28 protein-coding genes and 1 pseudogene are annotated in these 25,963 nt (G+C 66.7%); 13 read left to right on the plus strand and 16 right to left on the minus strand.

Annotated features, from left to right (window positions below):
- The first annotated feature begins 183 nt into the window (after positions 1-183).
- Positions 184-453: a hypothetical protein gene (locus tag RGI145_RS24115; RefSeq protein ID WP_156878777.1), complete on the plus strand. Its 270-nt coding sequence runs from the start codon at positions 184-186 to the stop codon at positions 451-453.
- 271 nt (positions 454-724) lie between these two features.
- Positions 725-3,193: a PAS domain S-box protein gene (locus RGI145_RS24120; RefSeq protein WP_083671553.1), complete on the plus strand. Its 2,469-nt coding sequence runs from the start codon at positions 725-727 to the stop codon at positions 3,191-3,193.
- Positions 3,194-3,262: 69 nt separating this feature from the next.
- Here RGI145_RS24120 and RGI145_RS24125 read toward each other — a convergent pair whose 3' ends face one another.
- From RGI145_RS24125 to RGI145_RS24145, 5 genes are all read right to left on the minus strand, one after another.
- On the minus strand, positions 3,263-3,760 hold the full coding sequence (locus RGI145_RS24125; RefSeq protein ID WP_075801068.1) for a YciE/YciF ferroxidase family protein: 498 nt from the start codon (positions 3,758-3,760) through the stop codon (positions 3,263-3,265).
- A 156-nt stretch (positions 3,761-3,916) separates the two neighbouring features.
- The gene (locus tag RGI145_RS26055) at positions 3,917-4,120 is read right to left on the minus strand and encodes a DUF2934 domain-containing protein (RefSeq protein ID WP_075801069.1); all 204 of its coding nucleotides are present in this window, start codon (positions 4,118-4,120) and stop codon (positions 3,917-3,919) included.
- A 576-nt stretch (positions 4,121-4,696) separates the two neighbouring features.
- Complete coding sequence (locus RGI145_RS24135; RefSeq protein ID WP_156878778.1) at positions 4,697-5,233, minus strand: hypothetical protein; 537 nt, start codon at positions 5,231-5,233, stop codon at positions 4,697-4,699.
- Positions 5,230-5,535: a hypothetical protein gene (locus RGI145_RS24140; RefSeq protein WP_075801071.1), complete on the minus strand. Its 306-nt coding sequence runs from the start codon at positions 5,533-5,535 to the stop codon at positions 5,230-5,232. The genes RGI145_RS24135 and RGI145_RS24140 overlap by 4 nt, the downstream gene beginning before the upstream one ends.
- 22 nt (positions 5,536-5,557) lie before the next feature.
- Complete coding sequence (locus RGI145_RS24145; RefSeq protein ID WP_075801072.1) at positions 5,558-6,109, minus strand: hypothetical protein; 552 nt, start codon at positions 6,107-6,109, stop codon at positions 5,558-5,560.
- Between the two features lie 195 nt (positions 6,110-6,304).
- Between RGI145_RS24145 and RGI145_RS24150 the strand changes: the two genes are divergently transcribed.
- The gene (locus tag RGI145_RS24150; RefSeq protein WP_335740102.1) at positions 6,305-6,616 is read left to right on the plus strand and encodes a helix-turn-helix domain-containing protein; all 312 of its coding nucleotides are present in this window, start codon (positions 6,305-6,307) and stop codon (positions 6,614-6,616) included.
- A 765-nt stretch (positions 6,617-7,381) separates the two neighbouring features.
- The gene (locus RGI145_RS24155) at positions 7,382-7,939 is read left to right on the plus strand and encodes a hypothetical protein (RefSeq protein ID WP_156878779.1); all 558 of its coding nucleotides are present in this window, start codon (positions 7,382-7,384) and stop codon (positions 7,937-7,939) included.
- Between the two features lie 132 nt (positions 7,940-8,071).
- Here RGI145_RS24155 and RGI145_RS24160 read toward each other — a convergent pair whose 3' ends face one another.
- From RGI145_RS24160 to RGI145_RS24185, 6 genes are all read right to left on the minus strand, one after another.
- A complete protein-coding gene (locus RGI145_RS24160; protein ID WP_075801074.1) occupies positions 8,072-9,652 on the minus strand; it encodes an ABC transporter substrate-binding protein in 1,581 nt (526 codons plus the stop codon).
- A 75-nt stretch (positions 9,653-9,727) separates the two neighbouring features.
- Positions 9,728-10,783 carry a site-specific integrase gene (locus RGI145_RS24165; RefSeq protein WP_075801075.1) on the minus strand — a complete coding sequence of 352 codons (1,056 nt, stop codon included), beginning with the start codon at positions 10,781-10,783 and terminating at the stop codon, positions 9,728-9,730.
- Positions 10,780-12,615, minus strand: coding sequence for a tyrosine-type recombinase/integrase (locus RGI145_RS24170; RefSeq protein WP_075801076.1), 1,836 nt, complete (start codon positions 12,613-12,615; stop codon positions 10,780-10,782). Before RGI145_RS24170 ends, RGI145_RS24165 begins: the two co-directional genes overlap by 4 nt.
- Positions 12,616-12,719: 104 nt before the next feature.
- Positions 12,720-13,187, minus strand: a complete 468-nt coding sequence (locus RGI145_RS24175) for a helix-turn-helix domain-containing protein (RefSeq protein WP_075801077.1) — start codon at positions 13,185-13,187, stop codon at positions 12,720-12,722.
- Between the two features lie 108 nt (positions 13,188-13,295).
- The gene (locus tag RGI145_RS24180) at positions 13,296-15,176 is read right to left on the minus strand and encodes a hypothetical protein (RefSeq protein ID WP_075801078.1); all 1,881 of its coding nucleotides are present in this window, start codon (positions 15,174-15,176) and stop codon (positions 13,296-13,298) included.
- Between the two features lie 161 nt (positions 15,177-15,337).
- On the minus strand, positions 15,338-15,721 hold the full coding sequence (locus RGI145_RS24185; RefSeq protein ID WP_156878781.1) for a hypothetical protein: 384 nt from the start codon (positions 15,719-15,721) through the stop codon (positions 15,338-15,340).
- Between the two features lie 261 nt (positions 15,722-15,982).
- On the opposite strand from RGI145_RS24185, the gene RGI145_RS24190 reads away from it, so the two are divergent.
- Positions 15,983-16,174 carry a helix-turn-helix domain-containing protein gene (locus tag RGI145_RS24190; protein WP_237183376.1) on the plus strand — a complete coding sequence of 64 codons (192 nt, stop codon included), beginning with the start codon at positions 15,983-15,985 and terminating at the stop codon, positions 16,172-16,174.
- A 132-nt stretch (positions 16,175-16,306) separates the two neighbouring features.
- Here the strand turns inward: RGI145_RS24190 and RGI145_RS25340 are convergent, their stop codons facing one another.
- Positions 16,307-16,780, minus strand: a complete 474-nt coding sequence (locus RGI145_RS25340; protein ID WP_156878782.1) for a helix-turn-helix domain-containing protein — start codon at positions 16,778-16,780, stop codon at positions 16,307-16,309.
- A gap of 441 nt (positions 16,781-17,221) precedes the next feature.
- On the opposite strand from RGI145_RS25340, the gene RGI145_RS24200 reads away from it, so the two are divergent.
- The 8 genes and pseudogenes from RGI145_RS24200 to RGI145_RS24235 all read left to right on the plus strand — a co-directional run bounded on the left by RGI145_RS24200 (position 17,222) and on the right by RGI145_RS24235 (position 22,395).
- Positions 17,222-17,872 (plus strand): ParA family protein, encoded by a 651-nt coding sequence (locus RGI145_RS24200; RefSeq protein WP_075801082.1) that lies wholly within the window; start codon positions 17,222-17,224, stop codon positions 17,870-17,872.
- Positions 17,872-18,153, plus strand: a complete 282-nt coding sequence (locus RGI145_RS26280) for a ribbon-helix-helix domain-containing protein (protein ID WP_404700544.1) — start codon at positions 17,872-17,874, stop codon at positions 18,151-18,153. The genes RGI145_RS24200 and RGI145_RS26280 overlap by 1 nt, the downstream gene beginning before the upstream one ends.
- Positions 18,154-18,309: 156 nt before the next feature.
- The gene (locus RGI145_RS24205) at positions 18,310-18,594 is read left to right on the plus strand and encodes a type II toxin-antitoxin system RelE/ParE family toxin (protein WP_075801083.1); all 285 of its coding nucleotides are present in this window, start codon (positions 18,310-18,312) and stop codon (positions 18,592-18,594) included.
- A gap of 12 nt (positions 18,595-18,606) precedes the next feature.
- On the plus strand, positions 18,607-18,918 hold the full coding sequence (locus RGI145_RS24210) for a HigA family addiction module antitoxin (protein WP_075801084.1): 312 nt from the start codon (positions 18,607-18,609) through the stop codon (positions 18,916-18,918).
- Positions 18,919-19,175: 257 nt separating this feature from the next.
- A protein-coding gene (locus RGI145_RS24855; RefSeq protein ID WP_156878783.1) for an IS5 family transposase occupies positions 19,176-19,942 on the plus strand; the annotation gives its coding sequence in 2 pieces (ribosomal slippage) (positions 19,176-19,521 and positions 19,521-19,942; 768 coding nt in all).
- A gap of 260 nt (positions 19,943-20,202) precedes the next feature.
- Positions 20,203-20,295, plus strand: a pseudogene (locus tag RGI145_RS26285) (type I restriction enzyme endonuclease domain-containing protein); the annotation flags it as partial.
- Positions 20,296-20,425: 130 nt separating this feature from the next.
- Complete coding sequence (locus RGI145_RS24230) at positions 20,426-21,454, plus strand: thymidylate synthase (protein ID WP_075801087.1); 1,029 nt, start codon at positions 20,426-20,428, stop codon at positions 21,452-21,454.
- Complete coding sequence (locus RGI145_RS24235) at positions 21,451-22,395, plus strand: alpha-glutamyl/putrescinyl thymine pyrophosphorylase clade 3 protein (RefSeq protein ID WP_075801088.1); 945 nt, start codon at positions 21,451-21,453, stop codon at positions 22,393-22,395. Before RGI145_RS24230 ends, RGI145_RS24235 begins: the two co-directional genes overlap by 4 nt.
- On the opposite strand, the gene RGI145_RS24240 is transcribed toward RGI145_RS24235, so the two are convergent.
- The 4 genes from RGI145_RS24240 to RGI145_RS24255 form a co-directional block, all read right to left on the minus strand.
- Positions 22,385-23,506, minus strand: a complete 1,122-nt coding sequence (locus RGI145_RS24240) for an ImmA/IrrE family metallo-endopeptidase (RefSeq protein ID WP_075801089.1) — start codon at positions 23,504-23,506, stop codon at positions 22,385-22,387. The two genes, RGI145_RS24235 and RGI145_RS24240, sit on opposite strands and share 11 nt — an antisense overlap.
- Positions 23,499-23,768, minus strand: coding sequence for a hypothetical protein (locus RGI145_RS24245; protein ID WP_156878785.1), 270 nt, complete (start codon positions 23,766-23,768; stop codon positions 23,499-23,501). Before RGI145_RS24245 ends, RGI145_RS24240 begins: the two co-directional genes overlap by 8 nt.
- A 106-nt stretch (positions 23,769-23,874) precedes the next feature.
- Positions 23,875-24,300, minus strand: coding sequence for a hypothetical protein (locus tag RGI145_RS25530; protein ID WP_167668438.1), 426 nt, complete (start codon positions 24,298-24,300; stop codon positions 23,875-23,877).
- Between the two features lie 5 nt (positions 24,301-24,305).
- The gene (locus tag RGI145_RS24255) at positions 24,306-25,925 is read right to left on the minus strand and encodes a coiled-coil domain-containing protein (RefSeq protein WP_156878787.1); all 1,620 of its coding nucleotides are present in this window, start codon (positions 25,923-25,925) and stop codon (positions 24,306-24,308) included.
- Positions 25,926-25,963: the final 38 nt, after the last annotated feature.

The following is a 25,963-nucleotide window of genomic DNA, read 5'->3' on the forward strand; positions in this document are numbered from 1 at the left end:
CGGTGATTAAAAAAACGGAAATAAACTACCTCAGGTTGCATTGTATAGGCTATTTCTATGCAAATGGCTTGCACTTAGCGCAAAGCGGTAGGGCAAGACTGACGATATCAAGGTAAGGATCGAAGGAAATGCAGGACAGTCAATGTACTGTCACTTTTGCCGCGCATGATGGAGGAGGGCGGGATGGCAGGTGATACAGCGAAGGAACTGACTGAGTTCGTCGGTATGCTCGAGAACTGGTCTCTGGAGGTGCGGTTCGATCCGGGCGATCCAGCGAGCGTCGAGGCTGCCATTGGAGCCATGGAGGCCGCGATCGATACCAGGGCAGCCCGTTACAGCATGAACCCCGCAGTGCAGCAGGCCGCCAAGCGTATGAAAGGCGCATACAGACAAGTCATTCGCGAGCAGAAAAACGATACATCACCGGATGAGGATTCGGACGAGGAGACGTAACAGTAGCCCCTCATGAACCGACGCCGCGATGTATGGCAACAATCGACGGCTGCTTCCCGCAGCGCTGGGATTGCCCCATAACCTGTTACCGTTCCATGTCGCGTCCGCTCATCCATGGAACGGAGGTTCCTACCATGTTGTTCCGCTACGTAAGCGTACGCGTCACCGGAATGGATCCGGCCCGGCATTGGGCGCCCGCGCTATCGCCGAGGTGTGGAGCGTAAGCCAGGGGTGTCGGCGGCTACCGTGAGACCGGAGGCGGGTGGACGGCATGCCTGAACTCGAGCGGATGGTCAGGCGCCAACGGCTACTCGCCGGTTTCGGTGAATTCGCCCTGCGCAGCGACAGCCTGGACGAGGTTCTGACAGAGGCCTGCCATCTGGTCGGTGAGGCCCTGGGGACAAAGCGCGCCAGGCTGCTCGAGATCAGCCAGGATGGCCGGTACCTCCTGGTGCGGGCGGGCGTCGGCTGGCAGGCCGACATCGTCGGCAAGCTGCGCCTGCCGATGAGCGAGCATTCCTCCGAGACGTTCTCGATCAAAGCCGGCCAGCCTGTCATCAGCCGCGATATCCACCAGGAAGACCGGTTCGAGGTGCCCGCCTTCATGAAAGAGGCCGGGGTGGTAGCACTGGCGAACGTGCCGGTCTTCCTGCCGGGTGGGCAGCCCTATGGCCTGCTGCAGGTCGACGATATCAGGCCGCGCGACTTCGGTGAGAAGGATGCGGAATTCCTGCGCACCTACGCCGCGATCCTGGGTCCTGTGATCGGCCGCCTGCACCTGGTACACCGGTTGGGGGCAACCGAGGAACGGTTCCGTCTCGTTGTCGAGAACGCGCGGGACTACGCGATCTTCGTCACGGACGCCGAAGACCGCATCACCGACTGGTTTCCCGGAGCGGAAGCGGTCTTCGGTTGGACGGCGGAGGAGGCCGTTGGGCAATCCGGCAGTATGCTTTCCACCCCGCAGGATCGAAAGCATAGCCAGGACGCCAGGGAGATCGAGACGGCCCGGCGGGAGGGAACCGCGCCAAACCGGCGCTGGCACCTGCGCAAAGGCGGGGAACGGGTGTTCATCGACGGCATCGTCACGGCACTGAACAGCCCGGATGGTAGCCCGCGCGGCTTTCTCAGGATCGGCCAGGACGTCACCGGCCGCCACCGGACGGAGGATGCGCTACGCGAGAGCGAGGCGCGGTTCCGCCACATGGCCGACAGCGCTCCGGCGTTGATCTGGATGACCGATGCGGATGGTCAAATCGTCTTTGCCAACATGCACTTCGACCACATGTTCGGACGACCTGCCGCGGAGATGCTGGGAGAAGGGTGGGCCGCCATCGTGCTGGAGGAGGATCTCGGGCCGTTCCTTGTGGCCTTTGAGGAAGCCTTCCGGGCCCGGCGGCCGTTCAGGTCCGAGGTGCGGGTGTATGATGCGGCGAGACGGATACGCTGGCTAAGGTGCGAGGGTGTCCCGAGGTTGGACGACGCAGGCAGGTTCCTCGGCTACACAGGCTGCAACGTGGATATCACCGAAGTGCGGCTGGCGGCCGAGGAACTGGAACAGCGCATCGCCGAACGCACGGCAGAGCTGATGACGGTCGAGGAGACGCTCCGGCAGGCACAGAAGATGGAGGCGGTGGGGCAGCTCACAGGCGGCATCGCGCACGACTTCAACAACATGCTCCAGGGCGTCACCGGCGGCCTCGACATGGCGCGGCGCCGCGTTGCCGAAGGCCGCACCGGGGAAGCACTCCGGTACCTGGACGCTGTGAAGGATGCGGCCGAGCGTGCGGCGGGATTGACGCGCCGCCTGCTGGCCTTCGCGCGGCGGCAGCCGCTGGAGCCGAAAGCGGTGGATGCGGATGGGCTGATCGCAGGACTGGCGGATCTGATCCGCCGCACGATGGGACCCGGGATCGGGGTGGACATGCGGCTTCGCGACGGCACCGGCAGTGTGCTCTGCGACGCCAACGAACTCGAAAGCGCGTTGCTGAACCTCTGCATCAACGCCCGCGATGCCATGCCCGAGGGTGGACGGCTGACGATCGGCACGGAGGTGGTGGAACTCACCGCGGCGGACACCCTGGACGGGGAGGCACTGCCAGGCCGCTACGTGGCGATCTCGGTCGCGGACAGCGGGACGGGCATGTCGCCAGAAGTGCTGGAGCGGGTGTTCGACCCGTTCTTCACCACCAAGCCGCAGGGCCAGGGCACGGGGTTGGGGCTGAGCCAGGTCTGGGGCTTCATGCGGCAGTCGGGTGGGCTGGTGCGGATCGTGAGTACCCCAGGGCGGGGTACCACGGTCCGGCTCCTCCTGCCGCTGCACAAGGACATGGTGCCGGAGGAGGAGCCGGAGGCGGCACCGCCGTCCTATGCCATCTCGCGTGCCACGGTGATGCTGGTCGATGATGAGGATGGGGTCCGCCAGCCGGCGGCCGACCGGTTGCGCGAACTCGGTTACATCGTGCTGGAGGCGCGGGACGGGCCGGAGGCACTGCGGATCCTGGCTTCCCACCATCCGGACCTGCTGGTCACCGACGTCGGGCTGCCGAACGGCATGAATGGGCAACAGGTGGCCGAGGCGCTCCGCAAGCAGTTGCCGAGGCTGCCGGTGCTGTTCATCACCGGCTATGCCAGCACGCCACTGCCGACGGATGCCGAGACGATCGCCAAGCCCTTCAGGCTCGATGCCCTAGCGCGGCGGGTTCAAGCACTTCTGCAGCCTGCGATTCCTTCACAGTAGAAGACCTGGGCGGGGCGGCGGTGCTGCAGTTCCACCTGGACTATGTCCACCATTCACAACCTACAGCTATCATGCCTTTGCTGCCGCCTGTTCTGCCTTCTCCGCAAGCGTGCTGATGTATTCATCGGCCTTGTAGATATCTTTGACAATGGATTTGAGCTTCTGCTCACCATCCTTATCACCCAGGGCCTTGGCATAGGCGGCCGCAGTACCGAACCCCGCAAGTCCGTAGTGCGACATCCGCTGGTACTGAGCGATAATGACGAGATCGCGCATCGAGGGATCCAAATCCTCATCCAACGCGTGCTTCTTTGCTTCCGCGACCAGCCCCTCCATGCCCTTGCAGTGCTCTTTCGCAACCTTGCCGCCAGCTTGCTCCAACACGGACTTCAGTGTTTCGGTATGCTTTCTGATCCCCGACACCGACTTGTCCAACATCTCCTTCAGCTTCTGGTCGGAAGCCTTTCGGCTGAGCCCTTGCAAGACCTGCTGCATCTGCTCATTGGCAGACCATAGATCCCTCATCTCGTCGACATAGACTTCTTTGAGGTTTTGGGACGATGCCATTCCTATGTTCTCCTGTGCCAATCCAACAGCATACCTTGCGAGCAGAAGCGATTTTCCCCAGCGGGCCACAAGACTTGGGCTGGTATCGGACTTGGCTCTTTCAGGGACAAAGCGAACTCGCGTTACCAGAATCCATGGTAGCCATAGGGTAGGACCCTAGGTTTCAGGCCGCTCGATTGCCGTATCCGTACTGATGTTCGGGCTTGTCAGGGGATCCCCCTCCGGGGAAGCGTCCAAGGATCTCCTGGCCGCGTACCAGAAGTCTTTTTCTTGTCCTTCCGGGCATCCAGCCTCCTCCCATAATTTGTAAGCCAGGTCGCGGATAAGCCGCTCCCGCTCCTCACGATCGCTTTCGGACATACTGGTACTCCTCCCAGTGTAAACGAGGCTGTCGGCGCGCCCCTGCACTGGCCAGAAACGAGGTGGCTACGATGTCGGCTGCATTTCTTCGTTGTTGATCCAGATCATTTGTTCCGGAGTGCTAATCGCGCTGTCGGAATGGCCTACGCGGTTCTGGCGCGGGGTTGAGGTATGGGTCAGCATGGAGCGGCTGAGTTGGCGCTTCTGAGATGCGGCGTGACGGCCGGTCAGGACTAGGCCAGATTGATCCCCTATGCTGGCTGAAGCGACGCTCGAGGCAACCATTGTCTGGGCCCTAGTCCGATAATGCCGTGATGATGGCACGGATCAGGCCGAGTGGGTGCGGTGGGCACGTCAGTATTCGCGGGTGGCGCAGACGGCTTCAGGCCAGTGACTTCGCTTTCACATGATCCACATTCGGACATGCTGGTCCCGGCCGACAGATTGGGAACGTTGCCCTGGTCCCCAGGGAGCATTTCCACGGGAGTCTTGCTCACCTCTCGCAGGCGTCTACCGGCTTGGTGCTCCCGGCCGGCCCTGGCCACCCGGCGCATGAACCCGGCGCCGTCGCGACCGTCAGCGCCCGGCGCCGGGCCTCGTATCCTCCTCCAGCACCTCGCTGACGCTCAGGCTGCCGCTGATCCGCCCGCGCCGCGCCAGCACGGCCACGGGCGTGCCCGGCCGCAGCGCCTCGTAGCGTCCGGGCCGCACCGGAGCGCAGGGGGCCTGGTCCCCGATGCGCAGGCACACGGTGTAGCGCTCGGGCTCGTGGTCCGGCACCACCGCGGTGCTGACCTGGCCGTTGGCCGAGATCACCGGCGCCACCGTCATGCCGGAAGAGGCCGGCCGCCAGCTCCGGCCGAGCACCACCCCCTCCAGACGCTCCACGGGCCGCAAGGCGAAGTCCGCCAGCGTGAAGGCCAGCCACCAGGCCAGCGCCGCGGTGCCGATGGCCAGCAGCCACAGCGTGGCGCTGAGCAGCACCATCGGGAAACGCGGCTCCCCCGGCACCCGGGGCCGCAGCAGCGCCATCCAGGGATCGAGGAACACCCCCGCCAGCCACGAGGGCTCGCGCAGACCCTGCCCTGTCCCGCCGGATCCATGCCCGCTCAAGTCGCCTCCCAGAGCCTGCCCGAGGTGCCGCAATGGCCCTCGCGCTCGTTGCCACGTTCGATGGCGCACAGCACGAAGTCCAGCGGATCCGGCATCGTTGGCTCGCCGGTGACCAGATGATCGGCCAGCGGCGGCAGCGGTGCGGGCTGGACCCGGGGATGCAGGCAGCAGGCCAGCCGCCAGGCCTCGCGCGCGCTGCGCGGCGAGGGCAGGCCGCACAGCGTCCACAGGTCCAGCCGGGCGTGCCGGCAGTCCCGGCACAGCCGGGGCGGCCGGGCGGAAACGTCGGACTCCCCGGCCATGGTCACCCTCCCTCCTCCTGCCTCAGGAGCCGACCACGAAGACCGAGGTCCGGTCGGCCCGCTCCTGGTGGGTGGCCAGGCGCACGCTGACCCAGACGCCGGGTGCGCCTTCCCATTCCCGCAGGTGCGGCCCATGCTCGTCCAGCAGGTCGTCACTGAGCACAGGTCCCGGGCTCACTTCCGCCGCCACCTCGTTGGCCGGCCGGTCCGGCCACTGGATCAGGTCGCCCACCTGGGGATGCTGCTCCTGCGGGAACAGGTAGGTGGTGGTCTCGGGCGTCTCGGTGCGCGTCTCGGGCAGGCGGTCGATCACCAGCCGCGCCATCTCGGGCAGCGCCTCGAAGAGGTTGAGCGTGTCCTCCTCGCCCACCGTCCAGACCTTCTGCTTCGGGTTCCAGCGCGCGCTGCGGACCCGCAGCTTGAACAGCGCGATGACGGCCGGGTCGTAGCGGAACCCGACCTCGAAATAGTGGCGCCTGCGCACCTGCACGCCCGGCACGCTGCGCGGTTCCGGCTCGGGGCGGCGCGCCGCGTCTCCGGGCCGCGGCGCCTCGCTGGTGTGATCCTCGTCCATGGGTCCTGTGGTCCTGCATGATGGGTGTGACGACCTGGAGACGTGATGGAGCAGGACACATGTAGCCTATCGTCATAGGGACGATAAGCCGTGGAATCACCGTGCGTGGACCTTCGGTCCGTCGCACGCCTCCCTGCGGCGATGGAACGGACGAAACGCGCCCCCGGGAGGACCGGGCCGGCACAACCACAGCCCGTGCTGGCGCGTGTCCCGCGCCGGCCGCGCCGGCCGCTGCCGGAGCCGGAGGTGCCGGCCGGGGCGAAGGATCCGAGGATCGTCCTGGGCGAGCGGGTGAACGCCCTGCGGGTGGCCCTTGGCCTCAGCCAGGAGGACTTCGCCGGCCGGGTGGGGCTGGACCGGACCTATGTGAGTGGCATCGAGCGGGGCCTGCGCAACCCCACCCTGCTGGTGCTGCTGCGCCTGGCGCAGGCGCTCGAGGTCCCGGTCACCGAGTTGCTGGAGGAGACGCAGGAGCGGAAGGGAGAGCGGCCGCCCGCGAAGCGCTGAGGCACTTCCCATCACAACCGGCACGGAAAGCGGGCGAGGCACATGGCCTCGTCCCGCTTTGCCGGCCCCGGCCATGACCCGCCGGGAGGGCGGGGCGCCGGCTCCGGTGAGGGAGGGCACCGTCATTGCCTGACGCCCGCTACGACACTGAGGTAGGTCGTCCTTGCTGCATCGCAACAGGCCGGTGCACGCCTCTGGTGCGGCAACCCGCACTTTGCTGGGGAAGCCTCGCATTTCATTCCGATTTGCTATTGAAAATGCAGGCCCCACTTCCCATATGAGTGGAGGTGAAGCCGGGAGCCTGTCTGTTGCTCTCCGCCTTCCGGGCGCCTGTCGCCCCCTCTTCCTCATCCCATCCTCATCCTGGCGGACCGATGCGCGCGCCTCCTGGCAGCGCGTTGGTCCTGGACCGCGCATCCGGCACTGAGCCGGCCGTCTTCTGCGAACCTCCTGCCCTGCCAGCGGTGGCAGCCCGATGACCGGGACGGGCCGCCCGGCGCCGCCCCTCACCCTGGGCCGTGCGCCGGCCCCGCCGCGTGCGCGCGGCGGATCTCTCGTTTCCCCTGCTTGCCTTCTCTTCTCCCGGCTTCACCACGCCTTCTCCCGATCCGCCTTCGCGGATCTCCGGTGATCACCGGCGGGGGCGCCACACCATCGTGCCCCCCTTTCCCCCTTCGTCCCGTTGTCCCCGGCCGGTCTCGGCAGCTCCCAAGCCGACCGTCGCGGCCCTTGAGCAAGGCCGAAACCACCCTCCAGGACACCACGATGCTATTCAGCACCGACGTTCCCGACCACGAGGCCCGGCGCCGGCGGGCCCGGCTCTTCCGGCTCTTCGCCGCCCAGCTCCTGCCCACGGTGGCGGAGGCCAGCGATGCAGCCCTTCCGGCCGCGGCGGAGTTCGAGCGCCTGCACCGGCGCCTCGATGTCCTCGAGCGCCACATGGCCGACCTGATGTTCCTCCAGCTGTCCGCGCAGGACCTCCTGCTGGGCAAGCGGCGGGACTTCTCGGCCCGCAGCCGCGAGCTCATCGTCGCGGCCCTGCGCCGGGCGCCCTACCGGGGCCTCTGCCCCTGCTGCGGCCACGAGCCCGTGCTCGACGCGGCGGGCCTGCCGCTGGCGGAGGCCGAGTTCGACCATGCCTTCCACCGCGGGCTGAACCGGCCCGAGCATGGCTGGCTGATCTGCCGGCCCTGCCACCGCGAGATGACCCATGGCGGCTATCTCGCGCGCTTCTCGCGCATCCACCAGTTCCGCGCCTTCCAGGGCGCGGTGCTGGCCGAGCGGGACCGATCCCGGGCCCGGCCCGCGGACGCCCCGTCCTGACGCTGGCGCCCGCCAGCAAAGTAAAGCCCCCGGTCTTGAGGCCGGGGGCTTTTTGCATTTCCGCGCGGGCAGGATCAGCCTCGGCCGAACCTGCTTCCTTGCGTCTGGCGTAGCACCACCACTCTCGCGACGTCAGCGCTTCTCCACGTTCCAGAACACCATGATCGGTGCCGCCAGCACCGGCGACACGCTCGCGCGCCGCGCATAGGGCTGGTCGTATTGGCCAAGCACGCGATAGGGCTGCATCTCCGCCAGCCGGCGATGCAGCGCTTCCGTGGCCTCAGCGCGAGCGGTGTCGTCCCGGGCATCCACCACGGCTGCCCGCAGCCGCTCCGCCTCCGCATCGCAGGGCCAGCCGACCCAGCCCCGGGCACAGCCCATGTTGGTGCCGATATTGGTCACCGGACTCTGCATCGTCGGGCCGGAAGCGGAGGTGATGAACATGTCCCATCCGCCCTTGTCGTTGGTCTCGCGGTTCTGCAGCCGCGTCGACACGGCGCCCCAATCGGTGAACTGCAGATCCACGTTGATGCCGCCCCGGGCCAGGGACTGCGCCGCCACCTCCGCCATGCGCCCCATATACGGGATCTCATGGGTGGAGATCAGGACCACCTTCTCCCCGCGATATCCCGCGTCCGCCAGCAGCCGCTTCGCCGCCTCCACATCCGTCCGGCCGAAGCGTTCGGCGCCGGCTTCCGTGCCATTGGGGCTGCCGCATACGAAATAGGAGTTGCAGCGCTTCCAGAAGCGTTCGTCGCCGAAGCCGGCGGCCAGGAAGTCGCCCTGATCGGTCAGCAGGGCCATCGCCTGGCGCACGCGCGGGTCGCTGAAAGGCCGATGCAATTGGTTGGGCCGCAGCAGGGCCTGGTTCGGCAGGCTGCTGTAGTTCTGAACCTGGATCCCGCGGGCGCGCTCGATCGACGGGATGAGGTCCTGGGCCGGCTGTTCCCAGATATCGATCTCGCCGGTCTGCAGGGCCGCCGCGGCGGTCGCGGGATCCGGCAGGATATGCCATTCTACGCGATCGACCTTCACCACGCGTCCGCCGGCCAGGCCGTCCGCCGGTTCCCGACGTGGCACGTAATCCGGATTGCGGTCATAGACGACGCGGGCCCCCGGCTGCCATTCGCCCCGGTTGAACCGGAAAGGGCCCGAGCCGATGGTGGTGGTGACCGCCTTGAACGGATCGGTGGCCGCATCGGCTTCCCGCATCACCACGGGAATGTAGCCCACCGCGGATCCCAACGCGAAGGGCACCAGCCCCATGGGCCGGTGCAGCCGCAGCACCAGGGTACGCTCATCCGCCGCCTCCAGCGACGAGACATATTCCTTCAGCTTGCCACCCAGGGTGTCGCGCGCCATCCAGCGGTTCAGCGAGGGGATGACGTCGCGCGTGGTCACCGCCTGACCGTCATGGAAGCGCAGCCCATCGCGGAGATGGAAGGTCCAGCTCAGCCCATCTTCCGACTGCTCGAAGCGATCCACCATCTGTGGCCGGGGGATCAGCTTCGAATCCCAGGCGAAGAGCGACTCATAGATCATCAGCCCGTGCATGCGGGTGATGACGATCGACGCCGATACGGGATCGAGGTTGCGCAGATCGGCATGCGGCGCGACGCGCAGCACGCGGTCGGCCGCCGGCTGCGCCGCTGCCGGCATGGCAAGGGCCAAGGGCGCGCACAGGGCGAAACATTGGACGATCTTCTGCCGCATGGATGCCACTCTCCCGGTTTGCCGAAATTGCAACACCCGCGCAGGGACAAAGCAAGCCGTCACGGACTGCCCTCCTCACCTCCCGTTGTTGCGCCTCCGCTCTCGGATGACCTGGGCGTAGAGCGCGGCGGCGCGGCACTGTCCGGCATGGTTGTAGCCTTCCGCCACGGCCGGCGTGTTGCCCACCACCGCCGCCCCGAAGCTCGGCGTCGCGCCCAGCCGCAGTGCCGCGGTGGTGACGATGCTGTGGCGGATGCGGTGCGGCCCGAAGGATATCCCGAAGCGCTGGCGCGACAGCCGCTGGATGCGGGTCTGGATGCCCTGCGCGCTCAGCGGCTCACCCAGCCTGCCGATCCACAGCGCCTCCTGCCGCTGCCCCACCAGCAGTGCCGGGCGGATCACCTCCAGGTAGTGCCGCATCCACGGCGTGAAGCCCTCGTGCAGCCCGAAGCGGTCCCGCCGCTTCGTCTTGGTCTGCGCCGGGGTGAACTCCACCCGGAAGCACTCCCCCACCTGGCGCAGCTCGTGACCCGGCCGCAGCAGGCTCACCGAGCGCAAGCGCCGGCCGCACAAGGCAAGCAGGACGATCAGCAGCCCGTCGCGATAGGCGGTGAGCGCGTTGCGATCCCCTCCCCGCTCCAGCCGCGCCCGCGCCTGCCGCATCATGGTGACGCCCCAGTCGAGGATCACCTGCCCGTCCGGCACCACCAGCGTCCGGGTGTTCTTGGGCAGCAGGGAGTGCACCGATACGCCGTCGGGCCTGCGGATCCAGGACACCTCCGCCCCCGGCACGATCACCGCCAGCGCCATGGCCAGGTGGCTGAAGCGCCCGATGACCGTGTGGTCCGCGTTGCCCACCCGGCGCAGCTCGTGAAAGAAGGCCCGCAGCCGCGCGCGGGTGACACGCGCCAGCGGCGGCTCGTCGGGGTCGAGCCAGCCGCGGCTGGCCAGGAAGGCCAGCCAGCGGCCATAGGCCTTGACCAGGGCGATCAGGGTGGCCGTGCGATGCCGGGCCCCCGGGCGGTCGTCGTGGAAGGGATCGCCCGGCGTGCAGTGCAGCAGCCAGGCCAGGCGGTCGGCCTCGGGCCACCAGGACAGCGGCCAGCACAGGCGCGGTCGCGGCGTGCTCATCGCCGCCCTCCCCGCCGCGTCCGTGCCGCGGGGCCGGGGCTGGCCGGCACCGAGGTGCCGCCGCGGTGCCGGCCGAGCGCGAACTCCTGGTAGCGGCGCGTCACCTCCTCCTGCGCCTCGCCGCAGTAGCGCATGGTGGTGGCGATCAGGGTGTGGCCCAGCAGCTGGCGCAGCTCCTCGTAGTGCCCGGGAAAGGCCGCCAGGAACAGCCGGGCGGCGAGGTGGCGGAACTGGTGCGGCGTCATCGCCACCCCGACATGCGTGGCCACCGCCCCCTTGATGGCCTCGCGCAGCCCCTGGTGGCCGATGTGCCCGCCGGGCTTGCCATGGCCCGGGAACAGCCAGCGGCGGCCGGGGCCGCAAGCGGGACGGTAGTCGGCGACCCATTCGCGGATCAGCGCCGCGACCTCGGGCGGGATGGGCAGCCGGAGCTCCTTGCGCCCCTTGGTCTCCTCCCTGGGGATGGAGAGATGGGTGAAGCCGCGGCGGCGGGGATCGGGACGGTAGAGGTGCCGGTCCAGGTCGAGGCCCGCCAGGTTGGCCAGGCGCAGCGGCAGATGGATCAGGATGCCGACCGCCACCGCCCGCATCGCCAGCGACCGGGCCTGCGCCGGCGCCCCGTCGCGCAGCCGCCGCGCGGCGCCCATCAGCGCCTCGGGCAGCGCCAGCAGCCGCTCCAGGCGGCCGGGCTGCATCACCGCCAGCACGGTGCGGTCGTTGCGCTCGGTCATGCCGTGGTACCTCAGCGCGACCAGCCCCTGCCACTTGCGGATCCGCATCAGCTGCGGCACCGGCAGGCCGGCATGGTGCTTCGCGACGATGCGCAGCACCTCGGCCACGTGGTGGCCGGCCGCCGAGGGCCGGCGCTCCGCCTCGCCCTCGAGGGCCTCGGCCTGGCGGTGGAGGAAGCGGATCGCCGCCTCGGCGCGGGCCAGCGGCACCACCAGGTCGCGCAGCGAGGTGACCTCGGCGATCGGCACCGTGCCGCTGGCGACCAGGGCGCTGGCCGCCCAGCGGGCGTGGTCCACCCGCATCGCCACGGTGGAGGGACGCAGCGGCCGCATGTCCAGCAGCCGCTGCTCCTCCTCCTCCGAGCCGGGCTCGGGCAGGTCGAGCACGTTGCCGCTGAGCCGGCGGCCGAAGGCGGCGAGGTCGGCCTGGAAGCTTGCCGGGAAGGCCTCGGGCGGCAGCACGTAGGCCTTGGGCCGGGCCAGCCGGCCCAGGGGCCGTCCCGGCCAGTCCGCCACGTCGCGGCAGGCGCGGTTCCAGCCGCCGCGCACGTCGCTCACCGTCTCACGGGGCCGGCGCGTCAGGCTGTGCCCGGTGAGCCAGCTCTCGAAGGCCTCCAGAGTGCTCCCGTCCACCGCCGCCGGCGCCACGCCCCTGGACGAGCAGAAGCGGGCGAAGGCGATCAGCCCGTAGGCCCGCCTGGCAGGCAGGCTTGCCATCGCCGCCTGCCAGGCGGGCGAGAGGGGCACGTCCGCGGGATCCATCAGGCCCAGGCGCCGCAGCACGTAGCGCAGCCCCGAGCGGATGGTGCACACGGTCCCCTCCTTGAGGCCGTGATGGGTGGCGGTGCGGTCGAAGACCCGCTCGCGCAGGAAGGTGGGGCTCAGCCCGGCCTCGGCCGTCTGGCCTTTGGGATCCATCCCCGCCAGGCGGCAGACCCCGCGCAGGGCGGAGGCGAGGTTGCGCCGGCGGGTGGGGGTGAGGTCGTCCCAGCGGGCGACCTCGGCCAGCGCCATGGCGACGGTGAGCGGGGCGCCGGGGGACAGGCCGGAGGCCTGCTCCAGCGGGGTCCCGGGGGTGGGGGGACGGGCGGAAAGATGCATCGGGCAATCTCCGGAAAGGTGCGGCGAATCGGGAGCACACAGCACTCTAATCCCAGGCCGATTGGCCTCTGGAGGGCTCACGACAGGCTCGTAAGGGGTTGTCATCACGGGGTTTTTGTCCGGACCGACCCACCGGCACCGGGGGCATCGGCACGGGCCTCACGGGTGCCGTCGGAGCGGTCCCGCCGGCTCTCCAGGATGGCCTGGCGCATGCGGCCGCCGAGCAGGGCGCGGACCTCCTCCTCGCGGAAGTAGATTGAGCGTCCGACACGGACCGGCACGAGGTATCCCCGTCGCACCCAGTCGCGCAGGGCACGCTCGGAGCGGCGGAACACGGCCGCCACCTCGGCCGCCGTCAGCAGCTTCGGCAGGGATGCGGTGGGGGATCGGTCGGACGCCGCCGGGAGGCTGTCTGCGGCGTCGCCGGGGAACGGCAGGTCCTGTGTGGCCGGAAGCGCCCGTGGCGGGCGCGGCAGGAGCGGCGCGACGCCGCGTCCCGGCCGGGACGAAGGGTTGCGGGAGGGCGGCCGGGACAACAACGGCCGCAGCGGGGCGGAAAGGCGGGTCTTCAACGAAGCCTCCGGTGAACGAAGGCCCTCCAACAACCACCGATCCGCGCCGGCTTCACCACCCTATCGCTGAGAAAAACCCCCGGATTTCATGGGTGCCCCGAGCGCCTTTTACGTCCCCGGGCTTGCGGCGGGAGACCGCCCGCATGGCCTCCGCCTCGTCTCGAAACCCTGCGTCGGGATGTAGCCGGGATGCTTCGCGAAGGCCCGCACCGCGGTGCGGATCACCGGCCCCAGATCGCCGGGCAGTTGGATTACTTGCCCGCTGGCCTCCACGGGGTTGAGGATGATCTCCGCGATGTCCGCGACGAAGGCGTGCAGGGATCCGCGCTTGCTGCTGGCATCCGGCGGCCGGCCTGTCAGCGCGGACCACAGGCAGGCTGCCTGCTCGATCAGCATCAGGCTGCCGCGCATGACTTGCGGGCGTCCCGGCGAACCGGTGCTCGCGGCCAGCGCCGCCCGCCGCAGCACCTCCAGCCGTCCCAGCAGCATGCTGCGTGCCGCCTCCCCGCTCAGGGTCAGTGCCGAGGCCGGATCGGAAACGCCGGCCCGTGAACCTTCCTCCCTCACCTCTCTCGAGAGCGCCATGCTCAAGGCGATGAAGTCCCGTCCGGACAGGCGTCCGAGGTGCTGCCCGAACCGGAACAGGGCACGGCGGATCCGGACGAGACCGGTCGCTGGCTGTCTCCCTGTCGCCTCGTGCATCCGCAGCCGGGCGATGTCGTGCTCGCTGGCCTGCAGGGCCTCGGGCAGGGTGCAGAGCAGGCCTTTCCGGTTCCCTGCGAGAACCAGGAAGCGCGTCACGTCGTGGCTGATGGAGCGGGGTGGGACGATGCATTCCAGGCGATGCGCTTCCCTCTCTTCCAGATCGAGGATCGCGGCATGGAGCTTTCCCAGCAGCGTCGCGAGGCGTTCCAGGACAGGCCGGCGCCGGCCTCCACTGGGCTGCGCCTGCAGGATGGGCTGCATCCGGTAGCGCAGGGTCAAGGCGCAGATCGCGATCGCCACGCCATTGGCAAGCCAGGTGGGAACGGGGGGCGACAGGCCCAGCGCCACCCGGCCGACGGCCTGATACGCTCTCGGGAACTCCGGCCAGCGCCGCGGCAGGTCCTCCGGCCAGGCGCCTTCCTCTTCGGAGAACGGCGCGTCCTCGTCTCCATGGCGTACGCAGTTCTGCCGGTGGAACCGTGCGAAGACTTCCGCCGGTGCCGCGAAGACGGATCGGCTGGCGTCGATCGGCACCAGGGGCTCGAACTCGGGAAAGACAGCCGGCTCCGGCGGCCGGGGCTTCAGGCCCAGGGCGATGCAGGCCCTGAGGAAGCCGCCCGTGAAGCATGCCGCGGGCCCGGTCCGCACGTGCCGGATCGGCGCTGCGGATGCTGCGGCGAGTTTCCGCAGGAAGGCGATGGCGCTGCTCTCGCTGCTGTCCTGCGCGAGGAAGCAGCGGACCAGCCGGGCATGCCGGTCGGTCGCCACGAAGAGCCAGGATGTCCCGCAGCCGGGCGCCACCGCCTCCAGCTCCGGCAACGGCATGACATCGATCCGGACGAAACCGGAGCTGTTTCCGGAAGGATTGTCCGCATGGATGTCCGCGGGAAGGACACGGCGATGCGCCCGGCGGCCGAGATCCTCCGACCGCAGGATGCGCCACAGGCTGTAGCGGTTGATCTCTGGCAGGACAGGGGCCAGCAGGCCGGCCAGGTCGTCGAGCGGGAAGTTCAGCCGGCGCTGCAGGGCACAGATCGCGATCCGCTGCGCCGGGCCTGTTTTCGTGGGGAGCCGGTGGGGACGGGTGGAGCGGTCCTGGCAATCGGACTCCCCCCGCCGCTGCCATTTGCGGATGGTCTCGGTGCTGACACCGTAGCGGGCAGCCAGCACGCGCGCCGGCTCGGTGGAGCGGGCGATCTCCAGGCGCGCGGCGAGGCTGGTGCGGGCGTTCCGGTGCGCCCGCACGGCTGGCCCGGTCCCGCCGGGTTGCAGGCGTTCGAGCATCGCTGCCGGACAGGTAGCCCGCGCCAACAATGTCCTGCAACGGAAACCCGATAAGCTGACCGGAATACTGTTTCTGGATGCGGAACGTCATGTCGCACACGAAGCCGGAGCGACTCGTGAGCGACCTTCATGACCCGCAGGCCCGGGCTGCCGGAGCGTCCTCAGCCGTGATTCTGCAGGTCGCGGGCGATGGACCAGGCGATGTATTCGCCACCGTGCCGGGGCGTGGCCGGCAGCGGACGCAGGCGCCCCCGGCTCTCCAGCCTCTGTGCCACCCGAAGCTTGGCCTGGATGCCGTCCCATCCCTGGGCCGGGGTTGCGATCAGCGCCTGCTCGACCTCCGAGAGCCAGTCGGTGGCGGCGTCAATTTCGGGTTTGAGGCGGTCCTCGTCGGCGAGGGTCCGTGCCCGGGCCTGCAGCACCCCCAGGGCGGCGTAGGCATTCCGCCATTCGGCATGGAGCCGAAGCAGCTTCGCGTCCGGATCACCGGATGGTCCGGCCTCCGATACGGCGTCACAGAAGGTGGAGAGGGTCAGGCTGCCCACCGCGAGTGCGGCAAGCGCCGCACGGCGGGAAAGGCCACCTCCGCTTCGGTGGCGGTCTGTGATACGGGCATGCGTAGCCATGGCCGGCTGATCCCTTCAGCAGCTGTGGTCAGGCCGTTGCAGGGAGGTGCAAGCTCTCCGCAACGGCCGCTTTCATTGGCATTTTCAGCCAATGTCAGCTATAAAGAACAATATTCGTTAAATCAATGGTAAAAGCCTATGTCAGCGATAACTGCTGAGCAATGCCTGGGAGCTCGCGCGATGCTGAGGCTCACCCGCGAGCAGCTGGCCCAATCCGCATCTGTGGCTGTTGCAACGCTTGCTGATTTCGAGGTCGGGCGTCGCCAACCGCACCCGCGCACACTCAAGGATATCCGTGCTGCTCTGGAGGCCGCCGGGATCGAATTCATTCCAGGGGATGGCGGGGGCGCAGGGGTACGCTTGCGGAAGTAGCCCTCGTGAAGTCTTGGACCATCCTCTTGGCCTACTCATCGCCCAGGCAGGCACCGCCATAGCACAGAACATCGTTGCTCTGCCCGATCTTTGAGGACCACCACGGTCAGATCGTAGCCCACCGGTCCTCTCTTATGCTGGGTTCATGAGCAGTCTCAGCTGTTCCTCGACCGTGCGAAGAGGAGGCTGAATCAGGGAGCTGAAATTTTTAGCCTTAATGGGCGCAGAAAATTTCGCACCCCCCTCCCCTCCTCCCCTCTTGGATCCTGCGCCGAACTTCCACCAGGATTTCGGGCCGATCGATCGCGGCTCCATCCACCAGGGCTTGCGGCTGGGCTTGTCTTCCTGGTTCCGGCGCTCGGGCGGTTCTGCTTTCAGCCTGATCATGATGTTGGTCACGCCGGAGAGCGGATCGGTGATCCAGTGGATGTAGCCCCGCAGGACTAGCTCGTTGCGCCAGTTCCGGATGGTGTTGGTCGTACATCCGAAGAGGCTCGCCAGCGACTTGGTCCGGGTCCGGAAATGCCGTCGGGTACCGGCCATCTTCCGTAGGGCGAGCAGCAGCCGCATGGGGCCGGAGCGGAGCTCAAGGACCGCCGCGTCCATGGTCAGGATCAACCCCCTGGTGAGGGCCGAACTCGAATGTTGGGGCATGGCACAGTACCAAGTCCCGGAATGCGTTCAGACGTAGCTCTCCCGACAACGCAAGATCCCTTGCGAAGCGATGGGGACATGACTACCTTGAAGGTGTTCAACGTCTTCTAGTTAGTCAGTCATATCTCAGTGGGGGCTGGTTCTGGATCTTCCGGGACTGGCCCTTTCTGCGTTTCAGGTGACCGGTCGAATCGCCGGCGCGGAATGATTCCTGGATTCCCAAGCGCACGCAACTAAGTCATTGTCCCAAAAGGGAAATGTCTGCACGTCGACGTGTCTACATGTCGACGTGTCAATGCAGATTGGCTGCTATCTTTCTGATAGAGTTGACCATATCTGAAAGTGTCGACATGCATACGCGTCGACACGTCGACGTGTATGAGGAGAGGGCGCATGCGAGTCGTGGCTTTGATGAGCCAGAAGGGTGGAGCGGGGAAATCCACGCTCGCGGTCCATCTGGCAACCGAGGCAACAGCCAGGGGCCTCAAGACTTTGCTCCTAGATCTCGACCCCCAAGGCAATCTCACCAACTGGGCGCAGCGCCGCGGTGATGCCGCACCAGATGTGGAGGCGATCCACGCCTCGAACCTGAACCAGACCCTCAAGGAAGCGCGAAGCGACGGCTACGATCTGGTCCTGGTCGATACGGCACCGAACGCAGATCGAACCACGATGTTGGTAGCACAAACGGCGGACCTCGTGGTCAGCCCATGCCAGCCGGCGCAGTTCGACCTCGACGCACTCAATGCCACGGTGGATCTCTGCTTGGCCCTGAAGCGTCCGGTGGTCGTGGTAATCAATGCCGCTCCCCCTCGGGAGAACTCCAGCGTGGTGGCGGATGCCGTGGCAGTGGTTCGTGAGACAGGAGCTGAGGTTTCCCCTGCCGTGATCTCCTATCGGGTGGCCTACCGCCATTGCCTTGCCAACGGCAGCACGGCCTCAGAATACGAACCGGGCGGCAAGGCTTCCCAGGAGATCGCACGCCTTTATGACGACGTGTCGACACGTCTACATGACGACGCGTCGACACGCAGGGGTGTGTGATGGCCCTACGCGCTCGACCTAAGCTGAATGCCCTGCCGCGACCGGCTGGCGAAGCGGCAGATCTTCAAGTGGAGCCAGCACCGCTACCCACCAAGGCACCGGTCTCTCCGTCCCGGCGGGGGAAGCGTCAGGTGGCCTTCTTTGTGGATGCGGAGACTAAACGGCAGTTGGACCGTCTAGCTCTGGAGGAAGGGCGCCGCCTCCAGCACGTCATGACCGAGGCGGTGAACCTACTCTTTCAGTCACGCGGCATGGCCCGGATCGCGGAACAGAAGGATTAACATGTCGACGTGCCGACATGTCGACATGTATGCATGTCAGCAGAACGGAGGGGTGAGGTCCGACTGTATCCATCCCTGCGGCTCTGCAATCAACTTATTTACACTTTACGTAAACCATAAAGATCGCCATACTCAGAGCATCAAGGGCGGCGCTGCGTGATCCAGTCGTTTAAGGATGATGCCACCCGGCGCATCTTCGAGGGCAACCGCGTCTTCGGGGTGGGCTGGGAGCAGGTCCAAAAGATCGCAAGGCGGAAGCTGCTCATGTTGCACGCTGCGGTGGTCTTGGACGATCTACGCAGCCCGCCAGGGAACATGTTGGAGCCGTTACAAGGCAACAGGGCTGGCCAGCACTCGATCCGGGTGAATGGCCAATGGCGGGTGTGCTTCGTGTGGCGCCCGGACGGCCCCCATGAGGTCGAAGTGACGGACTACCACTGAAAGGAGGCTGCGATGGTTGATCGTGACTTGGTGATCCATCCAGGCGAGATCCTGATGGAAGAGTTCCTGCGTCCGCACGGGCTGACGCCCAGTGGCTTCGCGTCGCGCCTAGACCTGCCGGCGAACCGCTTCACTGCGATCGTCAATGGTGAGAGGGGCATCTCTTCTGAGACGGCCGTGCTGCTGGCGGCTGCCTTTGGCACCACGGAGGCATTCTGGCTGAACCTTCAGAGCCAGTACGACCTGGAGCAAGCCAGGGCTTCCGTGTCCCCGGAGCGGGTCCGGAAGGCACGCGATCTGCATAACGAATTCGAGGCAGCATAAGGGGTTACCGGCGCGTAGACCGAACAACGTGCCTACATGTAGACGTGTCGACATGTCGACGTGAAAACACAGTGACGGTTCTGCCTGCTACAGCAATGCTACCTCTATCTGGGCGGGCCCAGCCCGGAGCACACAGAGTTCGCCTTCCGGCATGTTGGCCACCACTTCGCTAGGCGGTGGTGACGAATTCCTGATGGGTAGGGATTCCGTTGGGTGAGAAGGCGTGATTCAAGGCTGGCTTTGGAGCCGAGGCCTGGATGAGCGTCGATCCTGATGCGTTGCGTGACGATCAATGGGAGCGGTTGCGGGATCTGATCCCGGGCGGCCGTGCGGGACAGCGTGGCCCGCGGTGCGACAATCGGCGCTTCGTCGATGCATTGCTGTGGATGGCACGTTCGGGTGGTCGCTGGCGCGACCTTCCGACACGGCTGGGTGACTATCGGGCCGTCAAACGGCGCTACTACCGCTGGATCGAGCGCGAAGCACTGGATGGCATACTCGCCGCCCTGGCCGCCGAACCCGATCTGGAATGGCTGATGCTCGACAGCACCATCGTCCGCGCCCATCAGCATGCCGCCGGTGCCCGCCGGAAAAAAGGGGGGCACATGCCCAGGGCCTGGGCCGCTCCAAAGGCGGCCTGACCACCAAGATCCATGCCGCCACTGATGCCCTGGGCAACCCCGTCCGCCTGTTGTTCGGCCCCGGCCAGCAGGGCGACATGGTCCAGGCTCACGCCCTGATCGAGCGCCTCGCACCCGGCGCGGTCATCGCCGACCGGGGCTACGACGCCGACCACCTGCACGATGCCATCCTCGATGCCGGGGCTGAACTCGTCATCCCACCCAGGCGGCACCGGCGCCAGCCGCATCGTTACGACACCGTCCTGTACAAGGAGCGCAACCGCATCGAGCGCTTCTTCAACCGCCTCAAGCAGTTCCGCCGCGTCGCCACCCGCTACGACAAGCTCCTCGCCAACTTTCGCGGCTTCGTTCAGCTCGCCGCCATCTCCATCCTACTCGCCTGAATTCGTCACCACCGCCTAGCATCGAACTCGAGAGGAGAGGGTGGTTTTGATCGGCGGCCGCAGTGTCTTTCGTCGATGGTGTCGGTTAGGGCGAAGGAAATCCCCGGCAGCACACGGATCATCGCCGTAGGCTCGATGCCGCGGATCATGCCCGAGCCCAGGTACTTCTCGATGCCCTCGACCGTGGTGGCCTGTGTGGCCTTGAGGAAGCCTGCCTTGAACCGCGGGCCGTGGGCGCGGTCGTTGACCCAGGAGCCCGGCGGAAGTACGGCTACCCACCCGATCTTCAGGATGCTGCCGTGCAGAACATCCTTCAACAGGCGGAAGCACTGTCGGCCGCGTGGGCAGCCTGAGGCTGCTTACGGCATCTGCGGCGTCCACAAGGATAAGGTTTCGGTGGAGCCCCATTCCGCCGAGTGTGGCAGCCCGACTTATCGGAGACTCCGTTTTCAACCGGAACGTTCTACAGTATCTTTACGAATCATGCTGTTCAAAGCTGATAGCCTCGACGATGCGCTTGGCGACGTTGTGCGAAGCCTGCTTCGAAGGGGCACGGCCATCCGGGCGAAAAAGGGCCGTGCGCGCGAGTTCACTGGCGTGCTCATTAAGCTGTCCGATCCCAGGGCGCGGTTCAGTCGCACCGAAGGTCGCGGAACCCTCATCAGCTTCCTGGGCGAGACCCTGTGGTACCTGTCAGGGTCGGACAGCTTGGCCCAGATCGAGCATTACATTGCCAACTATCGCTCCTTCATCGACGCATCCCCCCGCGCGACGCGCGCTCCCGGCGCCTACGGCCCCAGGCTCTTCGGCGGCGGAGAAAACAGCCAGATGTCGCGGCTGCTGAAGACGATGAGCGACAAGCAGGGCAAGTCTGACACGCGTCAGGCTGTCGCTCAGGTGTTCGACCGCCGGGATCTGAGGCCGATCAACGGGGACGTTCCCTGCACCACCACGCTGCAGTTCCTCCCCCGGAAGGGCAGGCTGGACATGTGCGTCACCATGCGCTCGAACGACATCTACCGAGGCTTCCCCGGCGACGTCTTCGCATTCACCTTCATCCAGGAGATGGCCGCGAGGACACTCGGCCTGGAGGTCGGGACCTACAGCCATTTCGTGGGCAGCCTTCATCTCTACGACGACGACCAGGGAAAAGCCCGCGACTACCTCGCCGAGGGCATCCCGTTGCCCATGAGCATGCCGCCCATGCCTGTAGGAGACCCTCGCGAGGCGATGGCCTGGCTGCTCGAGATCGAGAGGGCCGTGCGCTGCGGGCTGCAGGAACCGCCCGCCTCCGGCATCGACGATTATTGGCTAGATCTCGCAAGGCTGCTGAGGGTGAAGGTTCTCTACGACCAGCGGGACATCCGCCAACTCGTGCAAGTCAAGGACGCGATGGCAAGCCCCGTCTACAACGCATTCATCCGCGGTCGCCAACTCGCACTCAAGCGGAGGCTGGACGCCCAACCGGACCTGCCCGGCATTCCCGCAGTCCAGGAGACAGTTGCTCAATGAGCCCTCGCGATCAGGCGCGCGCCAAGGATCTGGCGCAGGCCATCGCCCGCTATCAAGCCAAGACGGGCCCTCTCCCGGGCCTAGCAAGTCCCCACCACCTGGACGTCTTGGTCGCGCAGTTCATCGACAGCATGCGCAGGGTCGAGTTCGCGAACCACATCCGCGATGCCAAGCACGATCCGGCCCGGATGGACCCCACGTCCGATTTGTTCGACCCACTGCGCGCTGCTGTCCTGCGCAACCGCCGTGGGGAAAACGACGAGGCGTGGTGGCTGGTGTTCCTGGGCACTCACTTTGGCAAGCACGGCACGGACGGGTGGCGCCTCGCGCGCGATGTCTACGGCAAGCTCGGCAAGGGGGGCCTCTGGGACTGGATGACCGTATCTCGCTCGCCATCCTCCTTCCACGCCTGGCTGGCCGCGAATGGAATCACGCTTCGGGGCGGCGACGGCGTGAGGCGCCGGTTCAGCAACCATCGGAAGTACGAAAGCCTGCAAGCGTCCTCGAAAAAGGGAACGTCCGCCATCGTCGCCTCGTACGTGGCGTGGGTCGCCCCTCCTAGAACCCATGCCGAGCTCATTCGGGAGTTCCACAGGACAGTCGGGCAGGACCCACAGGCGGTCTTCGCGGCTCTCTATCATTCCATGGACTCGGTCCAGCGCTTCGGCCGTCTCGGCAAGTTTGATTTCCTTGCGATGCTCGGGAAGCTCGGCATTGCGCCCATCGACCCCGGCTCGACATTCCTGAAGGAGGCAACGGGCCCCCTGCAGGGCGTCAGGCTGCTATACGGCGGAGCGCGCGACGCGAAGCTGTCTGCGGCCTCTCTGGAAGAGAGGCTCAAGGACTTCAGCAAGGAGACGGGCCTCGGCGCTCAGGTTCTCGAGGACGCCTTGTGCAACTGGCAGAAGAAGCCGGATGTCTACGTGCGATTTAGGGGATGAGCCGGTCAGCCCCGATTTGAGCCCAGTCGTAGCGCCGCTTGAGGCCGTTCAACTGCTCGGGGGCAAGCCGCTTCCGGTGCTGGAGTTGCCCGACGACCAGCCCGGGTGCCACCCCGACCCTCCTCGCAAAGTGCAGAATGGAATCCTTGTCCAACGGGAGGTGATCGAGATCGGCCGACTGCCCCGGCGGTAGGATGGTAGCCTCGGCAAACTCATTGGCCTCCCTTTCCTCGTCGGGGCTCACCTCCTCGCCGCCTTCCAGGAAGAGCGCATCACGCCCGTGCAGGACGAGGTGCCCGGCCTCGTGGAAAAAGGTAAACCAAAACTGGTCGTCTGACCGGTAGCGGAAGCTGAGCACCATCATCGCTTTTGTCTGCGACAGGAACCGAGTGGCCCCGCTGGCCGGGCACCCCTTGGGGGTTCGGGCGACCACGACGGCAACCCCCACTTCGGCGCAGAGCTGCCGAAGGACGGGAAGGAAGACGGCCGGATCCTTCTTCCAAGAGAGCCGCCTCGCCGCCTGCAGCCGTTCCCGAAAACAGTCCGGATTCCAGGAAGCGCAGGGCGTGCGCTCCGCGACGATCTCTGCCCAGCGGAGCCAGGCGCTGACCGCTCCGGGATCCTTACGGACAGCGCCCGACATCCGGAAGGCCACCGCTGCGGCAGTGCCTCCGAACCGCGCCTGCCAGGCTGCCACGTCCGGCACTCCAAAGAGCTTCAGGCACTCGTCGGCCGCTGCCACAGGCGACCGGAAGTCTCTGATCCAGCCGAGCGACACCATGTCACGCAACGGGAACTGCCTTGCCCAGGCAATGCGTTCATCGACTTCTCGCCGCTCGCGCAGGCGCTCTGAGTCGGCACGGTACTGTGCCTCGCGGGCGATCCAGAACGCCCTCGACGAGCCGAGGCACCGGGAAAGCCGTTCAGCAAGGCTGTCGTCCACTGCTTCCAAGCCGACCATCAGGCGCTGGACGGTCTCGACACTCTCCCCAATTGCTCCAGCAAAACCTTCCCTGGACAGGGAGCGAACGGCCAGCATGGCGGCGATTGTGGCGCCTGGGGGGACCGCCCAGTCGGGCTCGAACGTCTCAGGTGCTGCAAGCTCAGGCATCGCTGCTCTCAACGCGTTGGATGAGGATTCGGTGGACGCCAGGCCAGTCGATGTTACCGTCCCGCAGCGTCGGCGGCCTCTTGTGGTTGGCCTTGACCACCAGTCTCAACCCTTCTCCGATCTCAATGGAGGCTTCTGCCGTGTCCGCGGCTGATGGAAGTAACGTCACGAGTGGAACGTCGCCGAGGCACTCGGCCGCACGCATGTCTGCCAGCCGCCCTCTCAGTGCTGCCGCGCCTTCAGCCCCGTACTGCTCGTCCATGTCCTCCCCGCTCAGGCACACGGCCCGCAGAGCCTTCGAACGGAAGGCAATCTCCATTTTGCCGGGCGCACCGCCATCCTTGGTTCCAAGGCACAGTAGCACCGCATCAGGCGATTCGGGGCCACCCTTCCTCAGGCGCCGGTCTCGCGGGTGGGCCGGGGATCCGCGGTATGGCGTCCACCGCGTATCCCTCTCGCATATCCAGTCCAGCCCGTGCCGGTCGCAGCTCAGTGGAACCGTACCGGCTCACCGGGATGATCAGGTCTTCGCCAAGCTCAAGACCCTGCTGCGCAAGGCCGACGAGCGATCCGTCGAAGCAACCTGGCGCAGGATCGGCCACCCGGTCCTTGGCCTGGTCACTCTCCTCATCGATGCCGAGCCGCCTAGCCTTGGCACGGGCAGTGCCGTCCGCCGCCGCCTTGGCGAGGCTCAGCGCGGTGTCCGGCGGGTGGACCAAGCGCTCGGCAACCACAGTGGCCCAGAGCGTCAAGACAGGGGCGCGGTTGACCTTCGTGAGTGCGGGTTTGCTCATGGTGCCTACAGGATCATCCGCGTCAGCAGTGGCATGAGGTGAGCCGCCACCTCGTCATAGGCCTCCTCGCTGAGCAGGCGGTTCCTCCCCTGCCCGACGCGGACGATGGTCGCTTCGTCGTTAGACACACCGACCGCTTCTTCCACGGCCAGAATCAGCTGGCTGTCCGTTGGGCGGTCTCTGACCAGGAACTGGATCATCGCCGGCAGGTGCTCGCGGTCCTGTCCCTGTTGGTTCGGTGCATCAACCACGATGGGGCAGAAGGTCGAAGAGCCATACTCGCGTGCGGTGTGGAGGAACGCGTAGTAGTAGGCCGCCAAGCCCCGAGGGCCCTCGCTACCTCGCGACCGGGGCGGCGATGCGATCGAGCCACTGCTGTCCAGCCCTACATCGAGCCGCTGTGCGCCGCGGCTGAGCTGAATCCCGAAAAAAGCCTTGATGGCCCGGGAGCGCTTGCGGTCCAGCGCACGGCTCATCTCCGCAATCATCTCGTCGATCCGCGCCGTGAGCTGCCCGATCTGGGTCTCGGCCTCTTCGATCCGCCGACGAAGGATACGGGTCGCCGAGTTCCGACCCTCAGCCGCGACGACATCGCCCAGGCTGACGTCGTGCCGCCTGACCGAGAGCACGGCCTGCACGCGCTCGATTGCCTCTGCAACCGCCGCGACGTTCGACTGCACTTTCTCAATCTCGGTGCTCGTCTTGCGGATCTCTTCCTGTGCGTGTTGCGCCACGGCAGTAAGCGTGTCACCGTCGGCCGCGATCTTAAATCGCGTCGCGATATCGTTGGAGTAATGCTCGCCGCAGCTCGGGCATTCCACGTCGACCGGCTGGTGCATCGCGCTGGCGAACACCTCGTCCAGCTCCGCCAACGCCGCCTTGGCGACGGCGAGCTGCGCCGACCAGAGTGAGCGCACGTCGGCAAGTTCGGCCAGCTTCTCCCGGTGCTCGACCTCCCGCTCGTGCAGGCGCTGGCTCTCGGCCACCAGACGCGCCGTCTCGTCCGCGAAGTCGTCGAGTGTTAGGTGCAGCCCCGCATCCGGTGCCGCTTCCTCGATGTGAACCACGGCGTCGACCAGCCCACGCCGCCGCAGCTGAGCCTCGCTAAGCTTCCGCTTCGTCCTCTCGCGCTCAGCCAGCGCGACGTAATACTCGTTCGGCTTGAGACCAGAGTGATAATCTGCCAGGACCCGCGCCGAATCCGATAGATACATGCTGGTGAAGGGCGTCCAGGCGGAACTCCAGCTCTTGTCTTGGTCGACGTAGTACGGTGCGAAGGCATAGGCCGGCGGGGGCACGACGACCTCGTCGCGCTTGTCGGTCATGAGCAGGCGGAAATCCAATAGCTCTGCGAGATGCGGCGCCAACTCGGACGAGATTGAGCTGGTCTGGAAATGCCCAGTGCCCGTCGCGTCGAAGATCGCGTGCGTGCCAGCGGACTTCACGATGGTCCGTACCACGTCGTCGATGACGAACTCCACCGCCGAGACCACCCGCTCCGACTTCCAGTTGTCGTCGATGCGATGCGGTTCCGCACCGAACGTGTCATAGAGGCTCTTCATCAGCGCGGACTTGCCGAACCCGTTCGGGGCTTGGATCACCGTCGCGCCCGGGGCTAAGTCCATCGTGAACGCGCGGCTTCTCTCGCGTGAGAGCAGAAAGA

This window comes from Roseomonas gilardii (genome assembly GCF_001941945.1).
Lineage (GTDB): Bacteria > Pseudomonadota > Alphaproteobacteria > Acetobacterales > Acetobacteraceae > Roseomonas.